The organism is Dactylosporangium cerinum, from assembly GCF_042653625.1.
Classification (GTDB): Bacteria; Actinomycetota; Actinomycetes; order Mycobacteriales; family Micromonosporaceae; genus Dactylosporangium; species Dactylosporangium cerinum.
In genome coordinates this window covers 1-22,583 of sequence record NZ_JBHSIU010000051.1, presented here as the reverse complement: position 1 = coordinate 22,583, position 22,583 = coordinate 1, and the positions used below count along the sequence as shown (strand labels likewise).

General features: G+C 71.8%; 19 protein-coding genes, 10 tRNA genes and 1 riboswitch. Of the genes, 17 read left to right on the top strand and 12 right to left on the bottom strand.

Features of this window, described 5'->3' with window-relative positions:
- Positions 1–24: 24 nt before the first annotated feature.
- From ACFPIJ_RS36825 to ACFPIJ_RS36805, 5 genes are all read right to left on the bottom strand, one after another.
- Positions 25–1,074: a leucine-rich repeat domain-containing protein gene (locus tag ACFPIJ_RS36825; protein WP_380122329.1), complete on the bottom strand. Its 1,050-nt coding sequence runs from the start codon at positions 1,072–1,074 to the stop codon at positions 25–27.
- Positions 1,075–1,084: 10 nt separating this feature from the next.
- Positions 1,085–1,942 carry a carbohydrate ABC transporter permease gene (locus tag ACFPIJ_RS36820; RefSeq protein ID WP_380122327.1) on the bottom strand — a complete coding sequence of 286 codons (858 nt, stop codon included), beginning with the start codon at positions 1,940–1,942 and terminating at the stop codon, positions 1,085–1,087.
- A gap of 8 nt (positions 1,943–1,950) precedes the next feature.
- Positions 1,951–2,859: a carbohydrate ABC transporter permease gene (locus ACFPIJ_RS36815; protein WP_380122325.1), complete on the bottom strand. Its 909-nt coding sequence runs from the start codon at positions 2,857–2,859 to the stop codon at positions 1,951–1,953.
- A 3-nt stretch (positions 2,860–2,862) separates the two neighbouring features.
- Positions 2,863–4,272, bottom strand: a complete 1,410-nt coding sequence (gene ngcE, locus ACFPIJ_RS36810) for an N-acetylglucosamine/diacetylchitobiose ABC transporter substrate-binding protein (RefSeq protein ID WP_380122323.1) — start codon at positions 4,270–4,272, stop codon at positions 2,863–2,865.
- Positions 4,273–4,525: 253 nt separating this feature from the next.
- Positions 4,526–5,506, bottom strand: a complete 981-nt coding sequence (locus ACFPIJ_RS36805; RefSeq protein WP_380122321.1) for an N-acetylglucosamine kinase — start codon at positions 5,504–5,506, stop codon at positions 4,526–4,528.
- 53 nt (positions 5,507–5,559) lie between these two features.
- On the opposite strand from ACFPIJ_RS36805, the gene ACFPIJ_RS36800 reads away from it, so the two are divergent.
- The 13 genes from ACFPIJ_RS36800 to ACFPIJ_RS36740 all read left to right on the top strand — a co-directional run bounded on the left by ACFPIJ_RS36800 (position 5,560) and on the right by ACFPIJ_RS36740 (position 10,085).
- The gene (locus tag ACFPIJ_RS36800; protein ID WP_203844424.1) at positions 5,560–6,474 is read left to right on the top strand and encodes a MurR/RpiR family transcriptional regulator; all 915 of its coding nucleotides are present in this window, start codon (positions 5,560–5,562) and stop codon (positions 6,472–6,474) included.
- Positions 6,471–7,373, top strand: a complete 903-nt coding sequence (murQ, locus tag ACFPIJ_RS36795; protein WP_380122319.1) for an N-acetylmuramic acid 6-phosphate etherase — start codon at positions 6,471–6,473, stop codon at positions 7,371–7,373. Before ACFPIJ_RS36800 ends, murQ begins: the two co-directional genes overlap by 4 nt.
- A gap of 278 nt (positions 7,374–7,651) precedes the next feature.
- A tRNA-Trp gene (locus tag ACFPIJ_RS36790) sits at positions 7,652–7,724 on the top strand.
- Between the two features lie 152 nt (positions 7,725–7,876).
- Positions 7,877–7,949, top strand: a tRNA-Ala gene (locus tag ACFPIJ_RS36785).
- Between the two features lie 13 nt (positions 7,950–7,962).
- Positions 7,963–8,034 (top strand) — tRNA-Phe (locus tag ACFPIJ_RS36780).
- Positions 8,035–8,043: 9 nt separating this feature from the next.
- Positions 8,044–8,114: transfer RNA gene (locus ACFPIJ_RS36775), tRNA-Gln, on the top strand.
- Positions 8,115–8,123: 9 nt separating this feature from the next.
- Positions 8,124–8,202: transfer RNA gene (locus tag ACFPIJ_RS36770), tRNA-Thr, on the top strand.
- Positions 8,203–8,215: 13 nt separating this feature from the next.
- Positions 8,216–8,288, top strand: a tRNA-Thr gene (locus ACFPIJ_RS36765).
- Positions 8,289–8,365: 77 nt separating this feature from the next.
- Positions 8,366–8,438, top strand: a tRNA-Leu gene (locus ACFPIJ_RS36760).
- A 5-nt stretch (positions 8,439–8,443) separates the two neighbouring features.
- Positions 8,444–8,517 (top strand) — tRNA-Pro (locus ACFPIJ_RS36755).
- A gap of 18 nt (positions 8,518–8,535) precedes the next feature.
- Positions 8,536–8,607: transfer RNA gene (locus ACFPIJ_RS36750), tRNA-Val, on the top strand.
- A gap of 17 nt (positions 8,608–8,624) precedes the next feature.
- Positions 8,625–8,699: transfer RNA gene (locus tag ACFPIJ_RS36745), tRNA-His, on the top strand.
- 177 nt (positions 8,700–8,876) lie between these two features.
- On the top strand, positions 8,877–10,085 hold the full coding sequence (locus tag ACFPIJ_RS36740) for a YbfB/YjiJ family MFS transporter (RefSeq protein ID WP_380122318.1): 1,209 nt from the start codon (positions 8,877–8,879) through the stop codon (positions 10,083–10,085).
- Here ACFPIJ_RS36740 and ACFPIJ_RS36735 read toward each other — a convergent pair.
- Genes ACFPIJ_RS36735 through ACFPIJ_RS36720 form a run of 4 tightly spaced genes read right to left on the bottom strand, consistent with a single transcriptional unit; the run spans position 10,000 to position 13,290 of the window.
- Positions 10,000–10,596 carry a hypothetical protein gene (locus ACFPIJ_RS36735; RefSeq protein ID WP_380122316.1) on the bottom strand — a complete coding sequence of 199 codons (597 nt, stop codon included), beginning with the start codon at positions 10,594–10,596 and terminating at the stop codon, positions 10,000–10,002. The two genes, ACFPIJ_RS36740 and ACFPIJ_RS36735, sit on opposite strands and share 86 nt — an antisense overlap.
- An 8-nt stretch (positions 10,597–10,604) precedes the next feature.
- Complete coding sequence (locus ACFPIJ_RS36730; protein WP_380122314.1) at positions 10,605–11,504, bottom strand: GlxA family transcriptional regulator; 900 nt, start codon at positions 11,502–11,504, stop codon at positions 10,605–10,607.
- Entirely contained in the window at positions 11,504–12,076 is a 573-nt protein-coding gene (locus tag ACFPIJ_RS36725) for a cysteine hydrolase family protein (RefSeq protein WP_380122312.1), read from the bottom strand. Before ACFPIJ_RS36725 ends, ACFPIJ_RS36730 begins: the two co-directional genes overlap by 1 nt.
- Complete coding sequence (locus ACFPIJ_RS36720; RefSeq protein WP_380122310.1) at positions 12,073–13,290, bottom strand: MFS transporter; 1,218 nt, start codon at positions 13,288–13,290, stop codon at positions 12,073–12,075. The genes ACFPIJ_RS36725 and ACFPIJ_RS36720 overlap by 4 nt, the downstream gene beginning before the upstream one ends.
- Positions 13,291–13,365: 75 nt before the next feature.
- On the opposite strand from ACFPIJ_RS36720, the gene ACFPIJ_RS36715 reads away from it, so the two are divergent.
- The 3 genes from ACFPIJ_RS36715 (at position 13,366) to ACFPIJ_RS36705 (ending at position 15,176) form a co-directional block, all read left to right on the top strand.
- Positions 13,366–14,145 (top strand): class I SAM-dependent methyltransferase, encoded by a 780-nt coding sequence (locus ACFPIJ_RS36715; RefSeq protein WP_380122309.1) that lies wholly within the window; start codon positions 13,366–13,368, stop codon positions 14,143–14,145.
- Between the two features lie 100 nt (positions 14,146–14,245).
- Positions 14,246–14,803, top strand: a complete 558-nt coding sequence (locus tag ACFPIJ_RS36710) for a GOLPH3/VPS74 family protein (protein WP_380122307.1) — start codon at positions 14,246–14,248, stop codon at positions 14,801–14,803.
- A 22-nt stretch (positions 14,804–14,825) separates the two neighbouring features.
- The gene (locus ACFPIJ_RS36705; protein WP_380122305.1) at positions 14,826–15,176 is read left to right on the top strand and encodes a hypothetical protein; all 351 of its coding nucleotides are present in this window, start codon (positions 14,826–14,828) and stop codon (positions 15,174–15,176) included.
- Here ACFPIJ_RS36705 and ACFPIJ_RS36700 read toward each other — a convergent pair.
- From ACFPIJ_RS36700 to ACFPIJ_RS36690, 3 genes are all read right to left on the bottom strand, one after another.
- The gene (locus ACFPIJ_RS36700) at positions 15,167–16,690 is read right to left on the bottom strand and encodes a precorrin-2 C(20)-methyltransferase (protein ID WP_380122303.1); all 1,524 of its coding nucleotides are present in this window, start codon (positions 16,688–16,690) and stop codon (positions 15,167–15,169) included. The two genes, ACFPIJ_RS36705 and ACFPIJ_RS36700, sit on opposite strands and share 10 nt — an antisense overlap.
- On the bottom strand, positions 16,687–17,313 hold the full coding sequence (locus ACFPIJ_RS36695) for a precorrin-8X methylmutase (protein ID WP_380122301.1): 627 nt from the start codon (positions 17,311–17,313) through the stop codon (positions 16,687–16,689). The genes ACFPIJ_RS36700 and ACFPIJ_RS36695 overlap by 4 nt, the downstream gene beginning before the upstream one ends.
- 85 nt (positions 17,314–17,398) lie before the next feature.
- Positions 17,399–18,526 carry a precorrin-3B synthase gene (locus tag ACFPIJ_RS36690; RefSeq protein ID WP_380122299.1) on the bottom strand — a complete coding sequence of 376 codons (1,128 nt, stop codon included), beginning with the start codon at positions 18,524–18,526 and terminating at the stop codon, positions 17,399–17,401.
- Positions 18,527–18,561: 35 nt separating this feature from the next.
- Positions 18,562–18,750, top strand: a riboswitch (cobalamin riboswitch).
- Positions 18,751–18,789: 39 nt separating this feature from the next.
- Here ACFPIJ_RS36690 and ACFPIJ_RS36685 point away from each other — a divergent pair.
- Positions 18,790–22,371, top strand: a complete 3,582-nt coding sequence (locus tag ACFPIJ_RS36685) for a cobaltochelatase subunit CobN (RefSeq protein ID WP_380122297.1) — start codon at positions 18,790–18,792, stop codon at positions 22,369–22,371.
- Positions 22,372–22,583: the final 212 nt, after the last annotated feature.

Below are 22,583 nucleotides of genomic sequence, written 5' to 3'. Positions count from 1 at the left end.
GGCCCGTCCGGGCGGGGACCCGACCTACGAAAAGTCGGCCAACCGGAGCTGGACGTTCTCGTAGCCGGACGGCGGCGGCACGTAGCCCGGCGGCGGGACGTAGGGGTGCAGGCGGACGCCGGGACGCTCCTCGCGGAAGCGGGCCAGGGCCTCGTCGCTCACCGCCGTGCGGCGCAGGTCGAGCACGGCCAGGTCGAGCCGGTCGAGCGCGGGGATGATCGCGTCGGTGACGGGGGTGCCGCTCAGGTCGAGGTACCGCAGTGCGGAAACGCCCTCCAGGAGCCGCTCCACGTCCCGGTCGGTGCCGCGGGCGAGATGGAGGTCCAGGCTGTCCAGCTCGCCGGGCAGCGCCGCGGACCCGCCGAGCTCGCCGGCCGTGATCGTCAGGCCCCGCACGGACGCGGGCACGGCACCGACCACCCGGACGATGCCCGGCGCGTGCAGCCGGAGGATCCACAGCTTCGGGAAGTGGGCGAAGACGGAGAGGTCCCCGAGCGTCCACATCCCGTGTTCGAGCATCTCCAGGTTCGGCAGGGCCGGCAGGGTGGTGTCGAGGTCGCCGGTCATCAGGGTCAACGACCGCACCACGTCCGGCATGATCGCCAGCCGGCGCAGGTCGGCGGAGTCCCAGCACTCGGCGACCGCGTGGATGTTGAACGGGACCTCGTCGCGGCCGAACCCCATCGTCGGCCCGCCCACGTTGAACGGTGGCAGCTTCACCGGGCCCTGCGGGGACGGGTCGAATCGACCGCAGCAGACCAGCTCGACGACCGTCGCATCACCGGTCTCGCCGACGACCGCGACGTTGATCCACTGGGGGACGTGACCGTCGCGCCACAGCTCGGCGATCGCCGTCTCCGCGTCGCACCGGTGCAGCGCCACCGCCCGCTCCATCGAGCCGTCCTGCGGGTAGCGCCGCTCCCCCGGCGCCGGTGGGTTGCCGTCGTAGGACTGGTTGAGCCGCACCCGGAACAGCAGCGGCTCCGGCAGCGGCTCGATCACCATCGGCAGCGCGACCGCCCGTGCGGCAGCCGCCGACGCCGCGAACCGGGCGGCGAACTCGTCGCGATCCATGCCGTCGAATCTACTTGAGGTGCCCCGCCGTGAGGCCGGACTGCACCTGGCGCTGGAAGACGAGGTACAGGATGAGCACGGGCAGCATCGCGATCGCCATGCCGGCGAACAGGGCGCTGTAGTCGCCGGCGTAGCCCTGGTTGACGGTGAGCGCGGTGAGGCCCTGGGTGAGGACCCACTTCTTCTCCGCGCCCTGGCCCTGCATGAGCACGATCGGCAGCACGTACTGGTTCCAGTGCCCGAGCAGGTTGAAGATGCCGACGCTGATCAGGCCGGGGCGGGCCATCGGCAGCATGATCCGGAAGAACAGGCCCCAGTGGGAGCAGCCGTCCACCATCGCCGCCTCGGCGACCTCCGACGGCAGCGTCCGGAAGAACGCGGTGAGGAAGAAGACGGTGAACGGCAGGGAGTACGCCGTGTAGACCAGGATCAGGCCGAGGTGGGTGGAGAGCAGGCCGAGGTTCTTCACCACGAAGAACAGCGGGACCAACGCCAGGAAGACCGGGAACATCATGCCGCCGACGAACAGGAAGTAGATCGCCCGGCTGAACTTGAAGGTGTACCGGGCCAGCACGTAGGCGGCCATCGCGCCGAGCAGCATGGTGAGCACCAGCGCGCCGGAGACGACCACTGCGGTGTTGAGGAAGTACAGGCCGATGTTCGCCTCGGTCCAGGCGCGCACCCAGTTGTCGAAGCGCAGCTTCGACGGCAGGCTCCACGCGCTGGTGAGGATCTCGTTGTCGGACTTGAACGCGCTGAGCACGGCCCACACGAGCGGGAACGTGGTCAGCACCGCCCACCCGACGAGGAACGTGTGGGAGAAGGCGTTGACGATGCCGAAGCGCCCCCGTGGCGCTCGGCGGTCCATCCCGGGCTTCACAGCTCGACCCGGTCGCGGCGGCTCAGGCGTAGCGACACGACCGCGATGGACAACGTCAGGAAGAACATCGCGACCCCGATCGCGGAGGCGTAGCCGAACTTGGAATCATTCATGGCGTTGCCGTACAGCCGCAGCCCGATGACGTCGGAACTGTTGCCGGGCCCGCCGTCGGTGATGATCTGCACAATGGCGAAGGCGTCGATGGCCAGGATCGCCAGGTACACCCAGGCGACCTGGATCGTGTCCCAGACGAGCGGCACCGTGATCTTGCGCAGGATCTCGCCGCGTTCGGCGCCGTCCAGCAGCGCAGCCTCGTAGATCTCCTTGGGGATCGACTGCATGGCGGCGTTGAACAGCACGACGTAGAAGCCGACGTTGCTCCACACCATGACGGCCAGGACGCACCAGAACGCCAGGTCCGGGTCGCCGAGCCACGGCTTGGCCAGGCCGTCCAGCCCGATCGCGCGGAGGAAGCCGTTGAGGATGCCGCTGCGCGGGGCGTACACCTCCTTCCACAGCACGCCGATGATCGCCACCGACAGCACCTGGGGGAAGAAGTAGACGACGCGGTAGAAGGCGGCGCCGCGGACCCCGTGCACGCCCGCCTTCCCGGACCGGCCGCCGACGCTGAGCATCGACGCGAAGAACAACGCCAGCACGATCGTGATGATCGGCAGTGCCACGAGGATGATGGCGTTGTTCTTCAGCGCGTTCCACACGTAGTGGTCCTGCAGGAGCCGGGTGAAGTTCTCCGGCCCCACGTACTCGTAGGTCGGCGACAGGCCCCGCCAGTTGGTCAGCGAGATCTGGAACGCCTGCAGGTACGGCGAGATGACGAACACGGCGTACAGCGCCAGCGGCGGTACGAGGAACGTGAAGACGAACAGGCGCCGGCCGTGCCGCATCGATCAGCTCCGCTTGTACTTCGTGATCGACGTGTCCTTGGCGATCTCGTCGGCGCCCTTCTGGCACGCGTCCACGAACTGCTGCGCGTTGATCCGCTTCGTGAACAGGTCGCCGCAGGCCGCGTCCACGAGGTTGCGTTCCAGCTTGCGGTAGAAGGAGTTGTACACCCAGTTGAAGCCCTTGTCGCCGGACGCCTTCAGCGCCTTGGTGACGCTGGTGAGGCCGGGCGGCAGCTCGACGCCCTCCTCGGCACCCGCGACGCAGGTCAGGCTCGAGGTCTTCTTCGTGAAGTCCGAGGCGCCCTTCTTGGACAGCATGATGCGCATCAGTTCCATGCCGCCGATGGCGTTCTTGGCCTTCGCCGGGACGATGTACGGCTCACCCGCGGTGCCCCGCAGCGCCTCGAACGGCAGCTTGTCGCCGCTGCTCAGGCTCGGCGTCGGCGCGATCGCCATCCTGAACGCGGGCGGCGTGACCTTCTTCTGCTCGCTCTCCAGCCAGGAGCCGCAGGAGATGAACACGGCCTTGCCCTGCGACCACTCGGTCTGCGACTGGATGTGGTCCAGGCCTTCCGAGCCGGGCAGGATGAAGCCGTCCACGGCCAGCTGCGAGTACGCGTCGGCGGCGGTCTTGATGGCCTCGTGCTTCCACGCGTTGGGCTCGAGGTTGTCGATGGCGAGCAGGATCTCCGGCCCGGCCATCTTCGCCGCGGCGGACAGGATCGGCCAGCTCATGTAGCGCGGGTGCTTGCCCTGGTACGTCCACGGCGCGAGGCCGGCGGCCTTGATGGTCTTGCACAGGGCGATCATCTCGTCCCAGGTCTTCGGGTACTGCCAGCCCTTGTCGGTGAGGAGCTTCTCGTCGTACCAGATGCCGTAGGCGGTGTACGCGTAGTTGAGCGAGAACACCTTGCCGTTGTAGGTGCCCGGCAGCAGCGATCCGGGCAGCAGCGTGTCGCGGACCTTCTTGCCCGGCACGTCGAGGCTCGGCGCGTCGAGCAGCGGGGCGAGGTCGGTGAGCGCGTTCTGCGAGACGAGCCCGTTGAAGTCGATCTGCGCCGCGCCGGAGTTGTTGACGAAGTCGGGTGGGCTGCCGTCGACGAACCGCGGCTGCAGCGTCTTGCTGATCTCCGCGGTGGCGGAGTGCTTGATCTCCGCCTTCGGGTACTTCTCCTTGTACATGGCCTCGTGGGCCTTGGCGTAGTCCTCGCCGAAGCCACCGTTGAAGATGACGACCTCGAGCGGGGCGTCCTCCTTGACGCCGAGCGGGTTGACGTTGGTCTTGTCACCCTGCTCGGTCTTGGTGTCCCCGTCGCCGCCCGTGGCGCAGGCGCTCAGCGCGGCCGGGGTGGTGGCCAGCAGCCCGGCGGCAGCCGCCGTCTGCAGGACGCCCCTGCGGGTCAACGTGTTCATCCGTCGTGCTCCTTCGTGGGGGTTCGAGGGGGCGCTCGCTGATGACGAGAATGAAGGTTTCCAACGGAAGTTTCAAGAGTCGGAAGATTCCTGCCAACTGGCGTTCCGGCAGCGCCGACGGGCCCGCCGACACCACTCCGGGGGACGTGATCATGCTCGCCGACCTGCCCATATATGTCAATGTCGAAGTATTCAGGCGGCCGCGGCGAACCTTGCCGCCCGGTAAAATATTGACGAAATCGTTGCCGGAGCATTACCTACTGACGGTGAGCCGGGCGTGCACAGCGGGGTCGAGCGGTGACCCGGTGAGCGCGGCCACGGCCAGGGCGGCGGCGCCGGCCGCACCGTCGCGCGCCTCGGCCGGGCCGGCCCCGAACCGTTCCTGGATGCCGGCGCGGACCAGATCGGCGACGGGACCGGCGCTCAGCAGCACCGATCCGGCCAGGACCACCGGCGACCCGGCCGGCCGGCCGCCGCGGCGGGCGACCACGTCGAGCGCGTGCAGCAGGTGCCCGGCAGCGGCCGCCGTGATACCGCGGGCCACCTCGTCACCGGCGCCGGCGGCGGCACCCACCAGGGGCGCGAGCAGCCCGAGGGCGGCGGGCGGGCGGCGGTACGCGACCCGCACGAGCGCCTGGGCGTGCCCTTCCGGGTCATCCTGCGCGGCCACCTCCAGGGCCGCGGAGACCGGGCCGGTGAGCAGCGTCGCCGGCCCCCGGCCGTCCACGGCGCACAGCACCGCGCGCAACGCCTCCCGGCCCTGCCACACGGCCGAGCCCTCGTCACCGAGCAGCCAGCCGTAGCCGTCGCACCGCACGAACGGCACGCCGTCGCGGAACGCGACCGCCGCGGCACCGGTCCCGGCGAGCAGGAGCAGGCCGGATCGGTGCGGCGTACCAGCGGAAAACGCAACCTCGAGATCGGTGACGCTGCGCAGCGCCCCGCCCAGTCCGGTGGCGTGCCACGCCTCCTCGGCAGCCTGCCGGGCCTCCGCCGCACCCGCCGCCGCGGCACCGGCCGCACCGATCACGCCCAGCTCCACGGCGGCCGGATCGAGACCCTCGAGGGCCATCCGCAACGCACCGGCGAGGGCCTCTGCGGGCCGGCCACCGCTGGAGTTCTGGTTCGCCCCGGCCGCGTGACCGCGGCCCAGCACCGTCCCATCGATGGCGCTGACCAGGCAGCGGGTGCTCGTCGCACCCGCGTCCACACCGACGACCAGGGGTGTACGCACCCGAACACCGTACTGCATTGACGAAAAGGTTCCGAGAACGGAAACTTTCCCACATGAAGGTGAGCCGGCAGCCGGCCGAAGGCGGCGCAACGTCCACCGCGGTGAAGATCCGGGGGCTGCTGCCCTCGCTCTCCCCGGCGGAGCAGCGCGTCGGGCGGATCATCGCCGACGAGTCCGCCACCGCCGCTCAGCTGACGATCACGGAGCTGTCCAAACGAGCCGAGACGTCCGAGACGACGGTCATCAGGTTCTGCCGGGCGATCGGCTTCTCCGGCTACCCGGAGCTCCGGCTGAGACTCGCGGCCGAGGCCGGGCGCGCGCTCGACGACGGCGGCGCCGGCGAGGCACCCGGCAGCGACATCAGCCAGACCGACGACCTCGCCACCGTCGTGAAGACCATCGCCTTCGCCGACGCCAGGGCCGTCGAGGACACCGCCGCCCAGCTCGATCTCGCGATCCTCCAGCAGGTGATCGACGCCGTCGCCGCGGCCCGCCGCGTCGACATCTACGGCGTCGGCGCCAGCGCGTTCGTCGCCCGCGACTTCCAGATGAAGCTGCACCGCGTCGGCCTGGTCGCGTATGCCTGGTCGGACCTGCACCTGGCCCTCACCAGCGCGGCGCTGCTCGACGAACGCGACGTCGCCATCGGCATCTCGCACACCGGCACCACCATGGACACGATCGAGGCCTTCGCCGAGGCCGGCCGCCGCGGCGCCACGACCGTCGCCCTCACCAACTTCCCCAAGTCGCCGATGACCCGCATCGCCGATCTGACCCTCACCACCGCCGCCCGCGAGACCACCTTCCGCTCCGGCGCGATGGCCAGCCGGCTGGCCCAGCTCACCGTCGTCGACTGCGTGTTCGTCGGCGTCGCCCAGAAGACCTACGCGCAGACCAAGGCGGCCGTGGAAAAGACCCGCGAGGCCGTCCGCAGCCGGCGGGTGCGACCGGAACGAGGACCCTGGTGACCGTCTCTCCCCCGATCGCCCCGACGGAGGAACGCAACGCGCGGACCCACCAGATCGACCGGTTGCCGACCCTGCGCATCCTCGAACTGATCAACGCCGAGGACGCGACCGTCGCCACCGCCGTCGCCGCCGTGCTGCCGGACCTCGCCGAGGCCGTCGACCGCTGTGTCGACGCCCTGCGCTCCGGCCACCGCCTGCACTACTTCGGCGCCGGCACCTCCGGACGCATGGCGGTCCTGGACGCGACCGAACTACGCCCCACGTACGGGGTCGAGCCCGGCCACGTGGTCGCGCACCTCGCCGGCGGCATCCGGGCGCTCACCGACGCCGTCGAGGCGGCCGAGGACGACGCCGAGGCGGGTGCCGCCACCGCCGCCGAGGTCCTCACCGCCGGCGACGTCGCATTCGGCATCACCGCCAGCGGCGGCACCCCGTTCGTCGGCGGCGCGCTGCAGGCCGCCCGGGACCGCGGCACGCGCACCGTCCTGCTCTCCGCCAACCCCATGGCCGCCATCGCCGTGCACGCCGACATCCACATCGCCGTCGACACCGGCCCCGAGGTCGTCACCGGCTCCACCCGCATGAAGGCCGGCACCGCGCAGAAGCTCGTCCTCAACGCCCTGTCGACCGCGGTGATGATCCGCCTCGGCCGCACCTACTCCAACCTCATGACGGACATGGTCGCCAGCAACGCCAAGCTGCGGGTGCGCCAGGTCCGCATGCTGGTCCAGGCGACCGGACTGCCCGCCGACACGTGCCAGACCGCCCTCACCGCCGCCGGCAACGAGGCGAAGGTGGCCCTGCTGACCCTGCTCACCCGGGCCGACGTCGACCAGGCCCGCCAGGCCCTGCGCGCCGCCGGCGGCGTCGTCCATCAGGCCCTGCACCATGTGCGCTGATTAATTCGCTTGGCCTTTGCCCGCCACGCACTTATCGTTGAATGCACAAGGCAACGACCACCCCCGATCCCCAGGAGCCCCCGATGAGGACTTGGACCGCCACGCAAACCCGGCAGCTGCCGGCGTTTGCCGCTGCGCTGCCCATGGCCCCGGCGGTCCCGGCGGCCCACCCGCACAGCATGCCGGCCATGCGCACCGCGGGACGGTGGAAAGGCTAGAACACCAAGCCTTCCAACCGCCCGCCCCGCACAGGGACCGGGCGGTTTTTCTTTTCCCATAGGGGCGTAGCTCAACTGGTTGAGCGTCGGTCTCCAAAACCGAAGGCTGCAGGTTCGAGTCCTGTCGCCCCTGCGCGTCTTTGCACGGCCCCAGCACGCTGCGGGCACACGGCACCACATTGAAAACTCCACAGCGGATGGCAATTTCGGGAGCGACCGGCTTGGTGACCGGACCTGGTTTGGGGCCAGGAAGCGCGGGGTTCGATTCCCCGGCTCCCGACACATGGGGTTGTAGCTCAGTTGGAAGAGCGCCGGCTCGGCAGGCCGGGGGCCCGGGGTTCGATTCCCCGCTTCTCCACGCAGTGTTCGTTGTCCTTTTGGCGTAAGCGGTAGCGCGGCTGGTTGAAGCCCAGCGGGTCCCGGTTCGACTCCGGGTGAGGACACGAGGCCGATGGGAGCTCGGCTAATGGCAGGCCACGAGGTTTTGGTCCTCGCTGTGGGGGTTCGAGTCCTCCGCTCCCAGCGTGTGTCTGCCGATGTAGCTCAGTCTGGTCAGAGCGCTGTCCTGGTACGACAGAGGTTCACCGGTTCGAATCCGGTCTTCGGCTCCACCACCATCTCAATGCCAATGCAGCACGACTGGTCGTGCATCCGTTTCGTAATCGGAAGGTAGTCGGTTCGAGTCCGACCTTTGGCTCTCTGGGCGACGCACAGGTGTGCAGCACTGCCTTGCAAGCAGCGCCTGCTCGGTTCGATACCGAGGTTGTCCACTCTGCCCGGGTAGCCCAATGGAAGAGGCGTCGCGTTCAGGTCGCGGAGGTTCAGGGTTCGAATCCCTGGTCGGGTACGGAACGGGTTGTGGCGCAGTTTGGTAGCGCGCTCGCTTCGGGTGCGAGAGGTCGTGGGTTCGAATCCCGCCAACCCGACTCACGGTGAAAGGTCAAGCCTGTGTAGCTCAATGGAAGAGCGTCTGTCCTACAAACAGGATGTTGGGGGTTCGAGTCCCTCCGCGGGCACGCAAAAGCAAAAGCATGGCGTTCGTGGTGTACCGGATGTGCACGCCAGGTTGTGGCCCTGGTGGTTCGGGTTCGACTCCCGACGATCGCCCTCATGCCGTCCGTTGTGGACCACCGTGGGTGCGGGCGCTGGCTGCCCGGCCGCTGCTCATAACGGCGGTGTGCCCGGATCGACACCGGGACCCACGACGCGCTAGATGGTACCGATCGGTTCGATTCCCCGTTAGGGTGGGTCGAACCGATCGGTACCATCTGCGTTGGAGGCGTCCGTGCGAGGACTCTGGCGGGCCGCCGGGCTGGCGCTCGGGACGGCGTCGGCACTCGGGCTGGCGCGGTTCGGGCCCGGGCTGTTCATCCCCGCCATGCGGGAGCGGCTCGGCTGGAGCCTCGCGGAGGCGGGCGGGCTGACCACCGCCAACAGCGCCGGCTACCTGCTCGGCGCGGCCGTGACCGCCGGCGTCGCCGGCCGGATCGGACCGGCGCGGACGTTCCGCGCGGGCATGCTGCTCACCGCCGCGTCCCTCGCGGGGACCGCCGCGACCGGCCGCTACCCGCTGCTGCTGGCCGTCCGCACGCTCGGCGGCCTCGGCGGCGCCCTGGTGTTCATCGCCGGCGCGGTCCTGGCGGCGCGGCTGGCCGGAACAACGCGGTCCGTCGCCCCGGTCACCGTCTACTACTGCGGCACCGGCCTCGGCGTCGTGCTCACCGGCGGGACGGTGCCGGTGCTGCTGGACCGGCACCCGGAGCGGTGGCCGCTCGGCTGGGCACTGCTCGCCGGCGCCGCCGCGCTCGCCACCCTCGGCAGCTGGCGGGCCGCCGGCGCGACGACGCCGAGCGCTGGGACGCCCGCCGAGCCCGGCCAGGGTGCTGCGCACTGGCGGCTGTTCCTGGTGTACGCCATGTTCGGCGCGGGCTACATCGCGTACATGACGTTCCTGTCGGCGTATCTGGCGTCCCGGCATGCCACGCTCGGGCTGGTCTGCCTCACGTGGACGGTGCTCGGGTTGAGCGCGGCGGCCGCGCCGGTGCTGTGGAGCCGGCCGATCGCGACCTGGCCGGGAACCCGGGCGCTGGCCGTGCTCCTCGCCGTGGTCGCCGTCGCCGCGGCCCTGCCGCTGCTCGGCGGCGGCCCGCCGGCCGTCGGCGGGTCCGCGGTGCTGTTCGGGTCCGCGTTCATGATGGTGCCCGCGGCGGTCACCGCCCGCGCCGTCGCGGGCCGGCCGCCCGGCGGGGCGACGAGGCTGATCGCCGCGCTCACCGTCGTGTTCGCGGCCGGGCAGGCGGCCGGGCCGTGGGCGTCGGGGTGGCTCGCCGACCGGGCCGGCGCCGCGGCCGCCCTCTGGTGGGCCGCCGTCCTGTGCGCGGGTGGCGCCCTGCTCGCGACACCAACGGTCAGGACAGCGCCCGCACGGCGGTCCGAGCCTTGCGGCGTCCCATCTCGAACAGGCTCGCGAACGCCGTCCACGAACCGTCGGTGAACTCGATCGTCAGGCGGCACGGGTGCAGGCGATACCAGCCCACCCTGGCGGACCGGACGGTCGGCAGCGGCGTCTCCCACAGCGGTCGCAGGCGCTGCGCGGCCGGGCCGTAATCCTTGCCGGGCTCGAAGATGAAGTGCGCGGAGTCGCGGGGCTCGAACAGCCGCAGCGTCGTGTCGGTGACCACCAGCAGCACCGTGGCGCTGCCGGTGCAGGCACGGCGGGACGCCGCGGCGGTCGAGGCCGGTGTCCCCGCGGCCGACCGGCCGAACAGCAGCCACCAGGGGAACATCGCGCCGGGCAGCGAAGGCGAGAGGACCGCCCCGACGACCCCGGCGGCGACGGAACCGGCCGTGTATTCGTGCGGCCCTTCATCGGGCGGCAGCGGCGGGTCGACGCCGATCGACGGCTTCGTCACCACGGCGGCGAGGGCCCGCTCCCCCGGCACCAGTTCGGCCAGCGCGTCGCCATACACCAGCAGGGGGTCGGGATCGAAGTCGGTCGAACCCATGCGCGATCTTACCGCGCGCGGAGGCGGCGCAGCATGCGGGCGTCCTCGAAGCCGGCGGCGCGGGCGGCGGCCTCGACGGTGGCGCCGTGGCCGATGAGGTGCTCGGCGCGTTCGAGCCGCAGCAGCTGCTGGTAGCGCAGCGGGGTCAGCCCGGTCGCGTCGCCGAACGCGCGGGTCAGGGTGCGTTCGCTGACGCCGGCGACGAAGGCGAGGTCGCGCAGCGGCAGGCGGTCGGCGAACCGGGCGTCGATGAGGTCCTGGACGCGGTGCACGACGTCGGACAGGTGGCCGCGGTGCCGGAGCATGGCGCTGTCCTGCGGTTCGTCGCCGTTGCGCCGGGCGTAGACGACCATCTCGCGGGCGATCTGCGCGGCGAGGCCGGGGCCGTGCCGGGTCGCGACGAGGTGCAGGGCAAGGTCGATGCCGCTGGCGATCCCGGCGGAGGTGACGATCCTGTCGTCGATGACGAACAGGACGTCCTTGAGCACCTTGGCGTGGGGGTACCGGGTGGCGAGCCGGTCCTGCAGCACGTGGTGGGTGGTGCAGCGGCGCCCGTCGAGCAGACCTGCCTGCCCGAGCGCGTCGGCGCCGGAGCAGACGCTGGCGCAGGTGCCGCCGGCGTCGTGGTGGGCCGCCAGCCAGGCCCGCACCGTGGGGCTGAGCCGGCCGTTGTTCGGGAAGCCGTGGCTGCGCCAGCCGGGCACGACGACGAGGTCGGTCGCCTCCAGGTCGAGCAGCGGGTCGGTGCGGCGGACCGGTAAACCCTGCGCCGACGGCACGTCGTCCTGCTCGGCCACGTAGTGCAGTGCGTAGTCCAGGCCGAAGTCGCGGGCCGTGGAGAAGACCTGCGCCGGTCCGGCCAGGTCGAGCAGATGCAGCTGTGGCACGAGCAGGAAGACGACCTTCATCAGCCGATGAGCTCCTTGACCGTGGCGATCGTGGCGAAGCGGCCGGCCAGGGCGTACTCGGTGCGGGCGATGACGTCGTCGGTGGACAGGGTGCGGGGGCTGGCGAGGATCTCGTCGTAGGGCAGGTGCTTCTCGTCGCGGTGCGCGATCGGGAACGTGGCGGTGGCCTCGGTGACGAACGTGACGTCGTAGCCGTAGTCGCCGGCGACCCGGGTGGTCGTCTCGCAGCACTGCTCGGTCTGGATGCCGGTGACGATCAGGTGCCGGATGCCCTCGGTGGTGAGCAGCTGCTGCAGGCCGGTGGTGGTGAACGCGTTCGCCGACGTCTTGGTGATGACCGGCTCGTCCGGCAACGGGGAAAGGCCCTCGATGGGGCGGACGTGGCCGTTGCGCGGGTCGAAGACGTTGTCGACCTCGTGGTGCAGGATCCACACGATCAGGTCACCGCGGGAGCGGGCAGCGTCGATCAACGGGTTGACCGTCGCGACGATGTCGGGGTTGGAGACGGCGGCCCAGCTGGGGCGCTGGCGGAAGGACTCCTGGATGTCGATGACGAGCAACGCGCTTCTCATGCCGTCGATCCTGCGCCGTCGGCGGTCCCGGGAACAGGCACCGCCTGGCCGGAGGCCGGACGCATCTGGTCATGCGACGCCAGGCGCTGGCTGACCCAGTACAACACCAGCAGGAGCAAGGCCAGGGCGAGCAGGGTGGAGCCGAGGATGTTGACGCCGGCGCGGGCGAGCAGGACACCGATGGCGGTCGGGACGAGGGCTCCGCCGAGGCCGGCACCGGCGATCTGCAGGCCGATCGCCCGGTCGGCGTGTGCCGCGCCGACGCGGTCGGCGGTGGTGAGCGTGAGCAGCGGGAAGACGGGTGCGGCGGCGAAGCCGATCAGGCCGAGGCCGGTGGCGGCGAGCCAGCCGGGGCCGGGCAGCGCGACGAGGAACGCGCCGGCCGCCATGCCGATCATGCAGCCGGTGATGACGCGGTGCACGCCGATGCGGTCGGCGACGGCGCCCTGCACGACGCGGCCCAGGAACAGCATGGCCCAGTAGCCGGAGACGCACACGCCGGCAACCGCGGCGCTGACCCCGCGGCCATCGGTGAGCAGCAGGAACGCCCACAGGCCGGCGCCGGCCTCGACGGCGACGTAGACGCCGAAGGCGACGACCTGCACCCACACCACGGGCAGCTTGAGGGTGTCCCGTCCTCGTTGCGGCGTCTCGTGCACGGGCGCCGGCGCCCTCCCCCAGCTCCGCGCCTTCGTCACGAACGACAGCGACAGGGCCAGCTGGGCCGCGGCGACAAGGGCATACCCGAGCCGCCACGGTGATCCGGCGCTGATCACCGAGGTCATGATGAGCGGGCCGATGGCCACGCCGAGGCCGAAGCAGGCGTGCAGCCAGTTCATGTGGCGGGCGTTGAAGTTGGCGGCGGCGTAGGCGTTCAGTCCGGCGTCGATCGCGCCGCCACCGAAGCCGCCGAGCAGGGCGCATGGCACGACGAACCACAGTCCGGGGGCGAGGGAGTAGCCGGCCAGGGCGAGGCTGGTGGCGGCGGTGCTGGCGGCGAGGAGCCAGCCGACGCCGACGCGGGCGAGCAGGAAGCCGGCGGCGACGCTGGAGGTCAGGTAGCCGGTGGTCGCCGCGACGAGCAGGTAGCCGACCGACTCGGTCGACACGTGGAAGGTGCCGGCCATGAAGGGCCAGCCGACGCCGAGCAGACCGTCGGGCAGCCCGAGGCTGATGAACGCGAAATAGGCCAGCACGAGCAGCGACGTTCTCACCGCCGCGATCTTACGGGTTCCACTATTTGGGAAGCGTCTCCCATTATTAGAGACGCGAATATTAAAGTCTGGGACATGACGGTTTACACCCACGGGCATCACGAGTCGGTCCTGCGCTCCCACCGCTGGCGCACCGCCGCGAACTCCGCCGCGTACCTGCTGCCGGTGCTCCGGCCGGGCATGACCCTGCTCGACGTCGGCGCCGGACCCGGGACGATCACCGCCGACCTGGCCGCCGTCGTCGCCCCCGGCGCGGTGACCGCCCTCGAGGCGACCGACTCGGCCCTGGAGGTCACCAAGGCCGGCGTGCAGGGCGTCGCGTACGTGGTCGGCGACGTCCACGCGCTCGACTTCCCCGACGACACGTTCGACGTGGTGCACGCCCATCAGGTCCTGCAGCACGTCGCCGACCCGGTCCAGGCGCTGCGCGAGATGCGCCGGGTGTGCAAGCCGGACGGCTATGTGGCGGCCCGCGACAGCGACTACGCGGCGTTCACCTGGTTCCCGCAGCTGCCGGAGCTCGACGAGTGGCTGGCGCTGTACCAGCGGATGGCCCGCGCCAACGGCGGCGAGCCCGACGCCGGCCGCCGGATGCTGTCCTGGGCCCGGGCCGCGGGCTTCACCGACGTCACGGCGACGTCGAGCACCTGGTGCTTCGCCGACGACGTGGACCGCGCCTGGTGGGGCGGCATGTGGGCGGACCGCGTCCGCGCCTCAGCGATGGCGACGCAGGCCCTGGCCAGCGGCGTGACGCAGGAGGACCTGCAGCGCCTCGCCGACGGCTGGAGCGCCTGGGCCGCCTCCCCCGACGGCTGGCTGTCCATCCTGCACGGCGAGATCCTGGCCCGGCCGTAGCGGCGGTGCCGGTCCCGCCGCAGCGGCGGTGACCGGTTCCCGCCGCAGCGGTGTCGGGTCGGTGATCGCCGGATGGGTGCGCTCCCAGGAAACTCGCCTGGTGTCCGTTCCAGCACTGGCCGAAGACATCGTCCTGCTCGCCCTGCACCCGACCGAGACCCGCGACCTGCACAACCACCACGGGCTGCGCGACACTGTCCGCACGTCCGAGCTGGTCGACCAGGTGCTGGCCGGCGGGCCCGTGCCGACCTACAGCGCGATCATGCGCACGCTGCGGTTCAGCGCGCGCAAGAGCCTGGACCCGTGGCTGGAGCGCCTCGCCGCCGAGGGCAGGATCGAGCGTATCGGCAAGCGGGGCGGCTGGCTCTCCGGTCCGAAGCACCTCGTGCGGGACCTGGCCGGCCGGCACGCGGCCCAGGAACGCCTCTACGCGGGATTCGGCCCGGCGCCGGACCCCCGTTCGGCGGCGCTCGCCGTGCTCGTCGGCGTCGGCAACCTGATGCGATGGTCGGCCCGGCCGGGCGACCACCTCCAGGCCCTGCTCGACGCCGGCACCCGGGTCGCCGCCGGCCAGATCCCCCCGGTGGGCCTGGATCCGCAGATCCTGCCGCACTTCGCCCGCGCCCTGGAGAAGTCGATCTTCCTGGAGAGCGACTGACCGGCCAGGCTAGGCTCTGCGGGTGGAACGACCCCTTGTCACCGTGTGCCGGGACTGCTGCTGCGGGTCGGCGCGCAAGCATCCGGACGTCGACCACGCCGCGCAGGTGGCCAGGTTGCGCACGGCGCTCGGGCAGACCGGGGTGCGGGTCAGCGCCTGCCTCGACGCGTGCGAGCGGTCCAACATCGTCGTCGTGCACCCGACCCCGGCCGCGCGGCGGGCCGGGGCCAGGCCGGTCTGGCTCGGGTACGTCCTCGACGACGCGGTCATCGGGGACCTGACCGCGTGGGTCGAGGCGGGCGGGCCGGGGATCGTGCCGCTGCCGGAGATCCTCGGCCTCTACCGCACCAACCCGCCGACCGGTCAGGGATAGCGGCGAGGGGTGAAGACCACCGGGGTGCCGCCGTCGCCGCGCTCCACCGCGCGGGTCTGCGACGAGCCGATGATGAGCAGCGTCCGCATGTCCACCTCGGACGGTTGCAGGTCGGCGAGGCGCACCACCCTGACGCGTTCCCCGGATCCGCCGACGTCGCGGCCCAGCACGACCGGGGTGTCCGGGGACCGGTGCCGCAGCAGCAGCTCCTTGGCCGCCTCGACCTGCCAGGTCCGGCTCTGCGAGCCCGGGTTGTACACGGCGATGACCAGGTCCGCCTGCGCCGCGGCCTCGAGACGGCCGGCGATCACGTCCCACGGCTTCAGCCGGTCCGACAGCGACAGCACGCAGAAGTCGTGGCCGAGCGGCGCGCCGACGCGGCTCGCCACCGCCTGTGCCGCGGTCAGCCCCGGCAGGACCCGGACCGGCACGTCCTTCCAGCGGGGCTCGGCGGCGATCTCCAGCACCGCCGCCGCCATCGCGAACACACCCGGGTCGCCGGATGACACGACGGCGACGCGGCGGCCGTCCTTGGCCAGCGCCAAAGCGAACTCGGCCCGCTCCGACTCGACGCGGTTGTCGGAGGCGTGCCGGCGCTGCCGCGGGTTGGCCGGAATCCTTGCCAGGTAAGGGCCGTAGCCGACGAGGTCCTCGGCGGCCTCGACCGCGGCCCGGGCCTCCGGGGTGAGCCAGTCCCGCCCGGCCGGCCCGAGCCCGACGACCACGACCTCACCAAGGCCGGTCGCGGGCTTCTGTTCACGCAGCACGGAAGCAGTCGACTCGTGCACCCGGCTCGGGAGCAGCGCGAGCGAGAAGTACGGCACACTGTCCGGGTCCACAGTGGACAGCGGCGCGACCCGTTCGCGGTCGGTGGTGGCACGCTCGACGTACCAGGCGTCGTCGAGGCGGCCGGCCCGCTCCAGGGCGTCGCGGACGGTGCCGAACGTGCGGCCCAGCTTCATGACCGCGGCCGAGTCGGTCGCCGCGAGCCGCTCGGCGAGGACGTCGGCCGGCAGCGTGCCGGGCAGGATCGTGAGGATCTCGTCGCGTTCGACGAGGGGCCGGCCCAGCACCGCGGACGCGCCGGCCACGGAGGTGACGCCCGGCACGACCTCGGTCGGGTACCGGTGTGCCAGCCGCTTGTGCATGTGCATGTACGAGCCGTAGAAGAACGGGTCGCCCTCGCAGAGCACCACCACGTCGCGGCCCGCGTCGAGGTGCGCGGCGAGCCGGGCCGCCCACGCGTCGTAGTGTTCCTCGATGACCGCGCGGTAGTCGCCGATCTCCTCGGTGGTGACCGGGTAGACGAGGGCCTCTTCGATCTGGCCTTCGCGCAGGTACGGCACCGCGATCGACCGCGCGATGCTGCGCCCGTGGCGGGCACTGTGGAACGCGACCACGGGTGCGGCCGCAACGAGCCGGGCCGCCTTCACCGTCATCAGTTCCGGGTCGCCCGGTCCGAGGCCCACGCCGTACAGCCGCCCGGTCACCCCTGCACTGTCCACTGTGGTCATTCCTTCTCGTCCGCGATCGCGTTGACGGCGGCGGCCGTCATCGCGCTGCCGCCCCGGCGGCCGTGCACGACCAGGTGCGGCAGGTCCGATGCGGCGAGGGCCGCCTTCGACTCCGCCGCGCCGATGAACCCGACGGGGATGCCGAGCACCGCCGCCGGTCGCGGCGCGCCCGCCTCGATCATCTCCAGGAGCCGGAACAGCGCCGTCGGCGCGTTGCCGACCGCAACGACGGCCCCGCCGAGGCGCTCGCCCCACAGCTCGAGGGCGGCGGCGCTGCGGGTCGTGCCGAGCTCGGCGGCGAGCGCCGGCACCCGCGGGTCCCGCAGGGTGCACAGGACCTCGTTGTCGCGGGGCAGCCGAGCCCGGGTCACGCCGGACGCGACCATCTCCGCGTCGCACAGGATCGGGGCGCCGTCGCGCAGCGCGGCGCGGGCGAGGCGGACCACGTCGGCGCTGTACCCGACGTCACCGGCGAGGTCCACCATCCCGCACGCGTGGATCATGCGGACGGTGACCTGGGCGATGTCGGCGGGCAGGCCGGACAGGTCGGCCTCGGCCCGGATCGTGGCGAACGACCGCCGGTAGATCTCCGCGCCGTCCTTCACGTACTCATAGTTCGTCACGCCGTCACCTCCGCTTCGCTCCGGCGCCGGCCTGACTCGACACTGTGCACATGGTGCCCGGCTCCTCCGCTGCGCTCCGGCCCGGTCACGTAACCACCTGGTAGCCGTCCGCGGTCGCGAGCATCTCCACGTGCCTTCCCTTCGGTGCGCCGCAGCGCCGTTCGCAACCGACCCAGTGCACCGGCAGTCCGGTCGGCGCCGTGCCCGCCTCGACCGCCGCGCGCGCGTCCGCCCGCACGTCGGCGAGGGCCTTGGCGCAGCCCGGCCGACCGGCGCACGCGGTCACCCCCGCCCATGGCGATCCGGGGTCGGTGACCAGGCCGGCCGCCGTCAGCAGGGTTTCGACGGGTTCAGCTTCTGCCATCGGTACGTCCGGCACGACGACGGTCCGCCACGGGGTGACGATGATCTCTCCCGGCGCGGCTTCGATGAGCGCCGCCGACTGCGCCGGGGTGAGCAGCCCGAGGGGGACGACGACCGTGAGGGCGGCCCGCCCGTCTGTCTGCGGCGTCCACCCGACGGCCGGGCCGGTGCCGTTGTTCACAGGACGCGGGTCGACGGCCGCGTCCAGGCGGGCAGCCACCCTGGCCGGGCCGTCGGTCAGCTCGGCGAGGCGCCACGCGTTGCCGCCCTGTTCGGCCCGCTCCGCCAGGAACGCTCCGGTGGCCCGCAACAGCAGGTCAGCGTGGCCGCGGGCGGTGGTCGGCGTGCCGGCCAGGGTCAGCCGGTCGCCGTGCAGGCCGACGTCGCCGCCGAGCGGGGTCACGTCGCCGCGCCCGTCGTCGACGGTGACCAGGAACCGCCCCGGCAGCGCGGCCAGGGCCGGGTCGGCGCACAGGCCGGCGTCGTACGCGGTCACCACCGACCGCACATCGACGTCGCCGAGGCCGTCGCGGCCGCTGAGCGGGCTGGCGATGATGTTGCGCACCCGTTCGTGGGTGTCCGACGGCAGCAGCCCGGCGGCGGACAACCGCGCGGCCAGCTCCGTCTCCGCCCCCGGGCGCAGCGCCCTGACCTGGATGTTTCCGCGTGAGGTCAGCTCCAGGGCGGGATCGCCGAGCGCCGCTGCGGCCGCGCGGAGCGTGTGCAGGCCGTCCACGGTCAGCCGCCCGCCGGGCAGCCGGACCCGGGCCAGGCCCCCGTCGGCCGCGGCGTGGACCTGCACCGCGCCCGGGCACCGGTCCGGAGCGTCGCGTCCACTGGCAGCCTGCACGGGCCGGATACTACTGCGCTTGACGCAAGACAGCGCTGTCCAGGAGAGTTGTCGGTGCTGTACGGCGACGTGTGGAGGAAGCCGGTGTGAATCCGGCGCGGTCCCGCCACTGTGACCGGGGAGCTGACCTTCGACAGAAGGCCACCGGGTTTTGCACACCTGGGAAGGCCGGAGGCGAGCGCCGATCCGGGAGCCAGGAGACTCTCCGTCGCCCGACCTTTCCCGACCGACTTGGGGCGCGGACCCCGAGGGAGGACCCCGGCGTGATCCTGCTGTTGTCGACGTCTGACACCGACCTGCTCAGCGCGCGTGCGAGCGGTGCCGCGTTCCGGCTGGCCAACCCGTCCCGGACCGCCGTCGAGGACCTCCCGGGCCTGGCCGACGGCGCCGACCTGGTCGTGGTGCGGTTCCTGGGCGGCTACCGGGACTGGCAGGAGGGCTTCGACGCGCTGCTCCGGCTGTCACGCCCTTCCGGCAGCTCCCGGCTCCCGCTGCCAGTGGTCCTGCTCGGTGGTGAGCAGCTGCCCGACGCCGAGCTGATGTCGCACTCCACGGTGCCCGCCGGGGTCGCCGCGCAGGCCCACGCGTATTTCGCCGAGGGCGGCCCGGCCAACCTGGGTGAGCTGCACAACTTCCTGTCCGACACGGTCCTGCTCACCGGCCACGGCTTCGCGCCGCCGGCGACCACCCCCACCTGGGGGCTGCTCGACCGTCCCTCAACCGCAACAGGCCCCACCGTCGGTGTCATCTACTACCGGGCGCACCACCTGGCCGGCAACACCGCGTTCGTGGGGACGCTGTGCGATGCGATCGAGGATGCCGGCGGCCGGGCGCTGCCCGTGTTCGCGTCGTCGCTGCGCACCGCGCCGGCCGAGCTGCTCGACACGCTGCGGCAGGCCGACGCGCTCGTCGTCACCGTCCTCGCCGCGGGCGGCACGCGGCCCGCCGACGCGCAGGCCGGTGGCGAGGACGAGGCCTGGGACGTGGGTGCCCTGGCCGCGCTCGACGTGCCGATCCTGCAGGGACTGTGCCTGACCAGCGCCCGCGACACCTGGGACGCCAACGACGACGGCCTGTCGCCGCTCGACACCGCCACGCAGGTCGCGATCCCCGAGTTCGACGGGCGGATCATCACGGTGCCGTTCTCGTTCAAGGAGGTCGACGCCGACGGACTCACCGTCTACGTCGCCGATCCTGAGCGGGCCGGCCGGGTCGCCGGGATCGCCGTCGGGCACGCACGGTTGCGGCACCTGCCGCCCAGCGAGCGCAAGATCGTGCTCATGCTCAGTGCGTACCCCACCAAACACGCGCGAATCGGCAACGCCGTCGGCCTCGACACGCCCGCCAGCGTGGTCCGGCTCCTGTCCGCTTTGGACGAGCGGGGCTATGTGGGCGCGGACGGGTTCCCCAAGGACGGCGACGCACTCATGCACACGCTCATCGCCGCCGGTGGGCAGGACGTCAACTGGCTCACCGAGGATCAGCTGCAGGGCAACCCGATCCGGATCTCCGCTGGTCGCTACAAGGCCTGGTTCGCCACCCTGCCGCCGGAACTGCGCGCGTCGATGGAGCAGCACTGGGGGCCGGCGCCCGGGTCGCTGTTCGTCGACACGTCCCGTGATCCCGAGGGTGAGATCGTCCTGGCAGCGCTGCGCGAGGGCAACATCGTGGTGATGGTGCAGCCGCCGCGGGGCTTCGGGGAGAACCCGGTCGCGATCTACCACGACCCGGACCTGCCGCCGAGCCACCACTACCTGGCCGCGTACCGCTGGCTGGCCGACGAGTTCGGCGCGCACGCGGTCGTCCACGTCGGCAAGCACGGCAACCTGGAGTGGCTGCCGGGCAAGACCGTCGGACTGTCCGCGTCCTGCGGCGCCGACGCGGCGCTGGGCAACCTGCCGCTGATCTACCCGTTCCTGGTCAACGACCCCGGCGAGGGCACCCAGGCGAAGCGCCGGGCGCACGCCACGCTGGTCGACCACCTGATCCCGCCGATGGCGCGGGCCGACTCGTACGGTGACATCGCCCGCCTCGAGCAGCTCCTGGACGAGCACGCGACGATCGCGGCCCTCGACCCGGCGAAGCTGCCGGCGATCCGCGCCCAGATCTGGACGCTGCTGCAGGCCGCCCGGCTCGACCACGACCTGGGCCTGGCCGACCGGCCGGGCGAGGACGGCTTCGACGAGCTCATCCTGCACATCGACGGCTGGCTGTGCGAGATCAAGGACGTGCAGATCCGCGACGGGCTGCACGTGCTGGGGGTGGCACCGTCGGGTGAGGCGCGGGTCGACCTGGTCCTGGCGATGCTGCGGGCCCGCCAGATGTGGGGTGGCACGGTGGCCGCGCTGCCGGGTCTGCGCGAGGCGCTGGGTTTGACCGAGGGCGCTTCCGGCCGCGTCTCGGTGGACACGGTGGAGTCTTCAGCCCGCGCGCTGGTTGCGGAGATGGAGTCGCGGGGCTGGCCCACTTCGGACATCTCCGATATTTCCGATATTCCGGATGTGGTACGGGTGCTGGAGTTCGCGGCCCGGGAGATCGTGCCGCGGCTGGCGCGCACCACCGACGAACTGACGATGGTGCTGCACGCCCTGGACGGCGGCTACGTCCCGGCCGGGCCGAGCGGCTCGCCGCTGCGTGGTCTCATCAACGTCCTGCCGACCGGCCGCAACTTCTACTCCGTGGACCCCAAGGCGATCCCGAGCCGGCTGGCCTGGGAGACCGGCCAGGCGATGGCCGACTCGTTGCTCGCCCGATACCGCGCCGACCACGGCGAGTGGCCGCGTTCCGTCGGGTTGTCGATGTGGGGCACCAGCGCGATGCGCACCGCGGGCGACGACATCGCCGAGGCCCTCGCCCTGCTCGGGGTCCGCCCGGTCTGGGACGACGCGTCCCGCCGGGTGGTCAGCCTCTCCCCCGTCGACCTGACCGAGCTGGGCCGCCCCCGCATCGACGTCACGATGCGGATCAGCGGCTTCTTCCGCGACGCGTTCCCGCACGTCGTCGCCCTCCTCGACGACGCCGTGCAGCTGGTGGCCTCGCTTCCGGAGTCCGCTGACGACAACTACGTGCGCGCCCATGTCGATGCCGACGCTGCCCTGCACGGCGACCAGCGCCGCGCCACGCTGCGCGTCTTCGGCTCCAAACCGGGCGCCTACGGCGCGGGCATCCTCCCCCTCATCGACAGCCGTAACTGGCGCGACGACGCCGACCTCGCCGAGGTGTACGCCGTCTGGGGCGGCTACGCCTACGGCCGCGGCCTGGACGGGCTCCCCGCCCGCGGCGACATGGAAGGCGCCTACAAGCGGATCAGCGTCGCGGTCAAGAACACCGACACCCGCGAACACGACATCGCCGACTCCGACGACTACTTCCAGTACCACGGCGGCATGATCGCCACGGTCCGTGTGCTGACGGGTCGCGCCCCCGCCGCGTACGTCGGCGACAGCACCAACCCCGACGCCGTGCGCACCCGCACCCTGAGCGAGGAGACCGCCCGCGTCTTCCGCGCTCGCGTGGTCAACCCCCGCTGGCTCGCCGCCATGCGCCGCCACGGCTACAAGGGCGCCTTCGAACTCGCCGCCACCGTCGACTACCTCTTCGGCTTCGACGCCACCGCCGGCGTCGTGGCCGACTGGATGTACGAGAAGCTCGCCGAGGCCTACGTCTTCGACCCCGAGAACCGCAAGTTCCTCGACGAGTCCAACCCGTGGGCCCTGCACGGCATCGCCGAACGCCTCCTGGAAGCCGCCGACCGCAACCTCTGGGAACATCCCGAGCAGTCCACCCTGGACGCTCTCCGCCAGGTCTACCTCGAAACCGAAGGCGACCTGGAAGACAGCCCCTGACGCCGACCCCGCCGGATCTCCCACCCCTTCAACGCCGTTGCGGCACTGATCGAAGGACAGGTCTGGTCGTGGGCGACCAGACCTGTCCTTCGATCATGCCCGTTCACCGTGGGGTGGCAGGCCGGTGCGGGAATGCGCGAAGTGCCTACGCCGTGGACCGCCCATGCCGGACACCATGCTGCGCGAACACCGACCAGGCCAGCGGCGAGCCA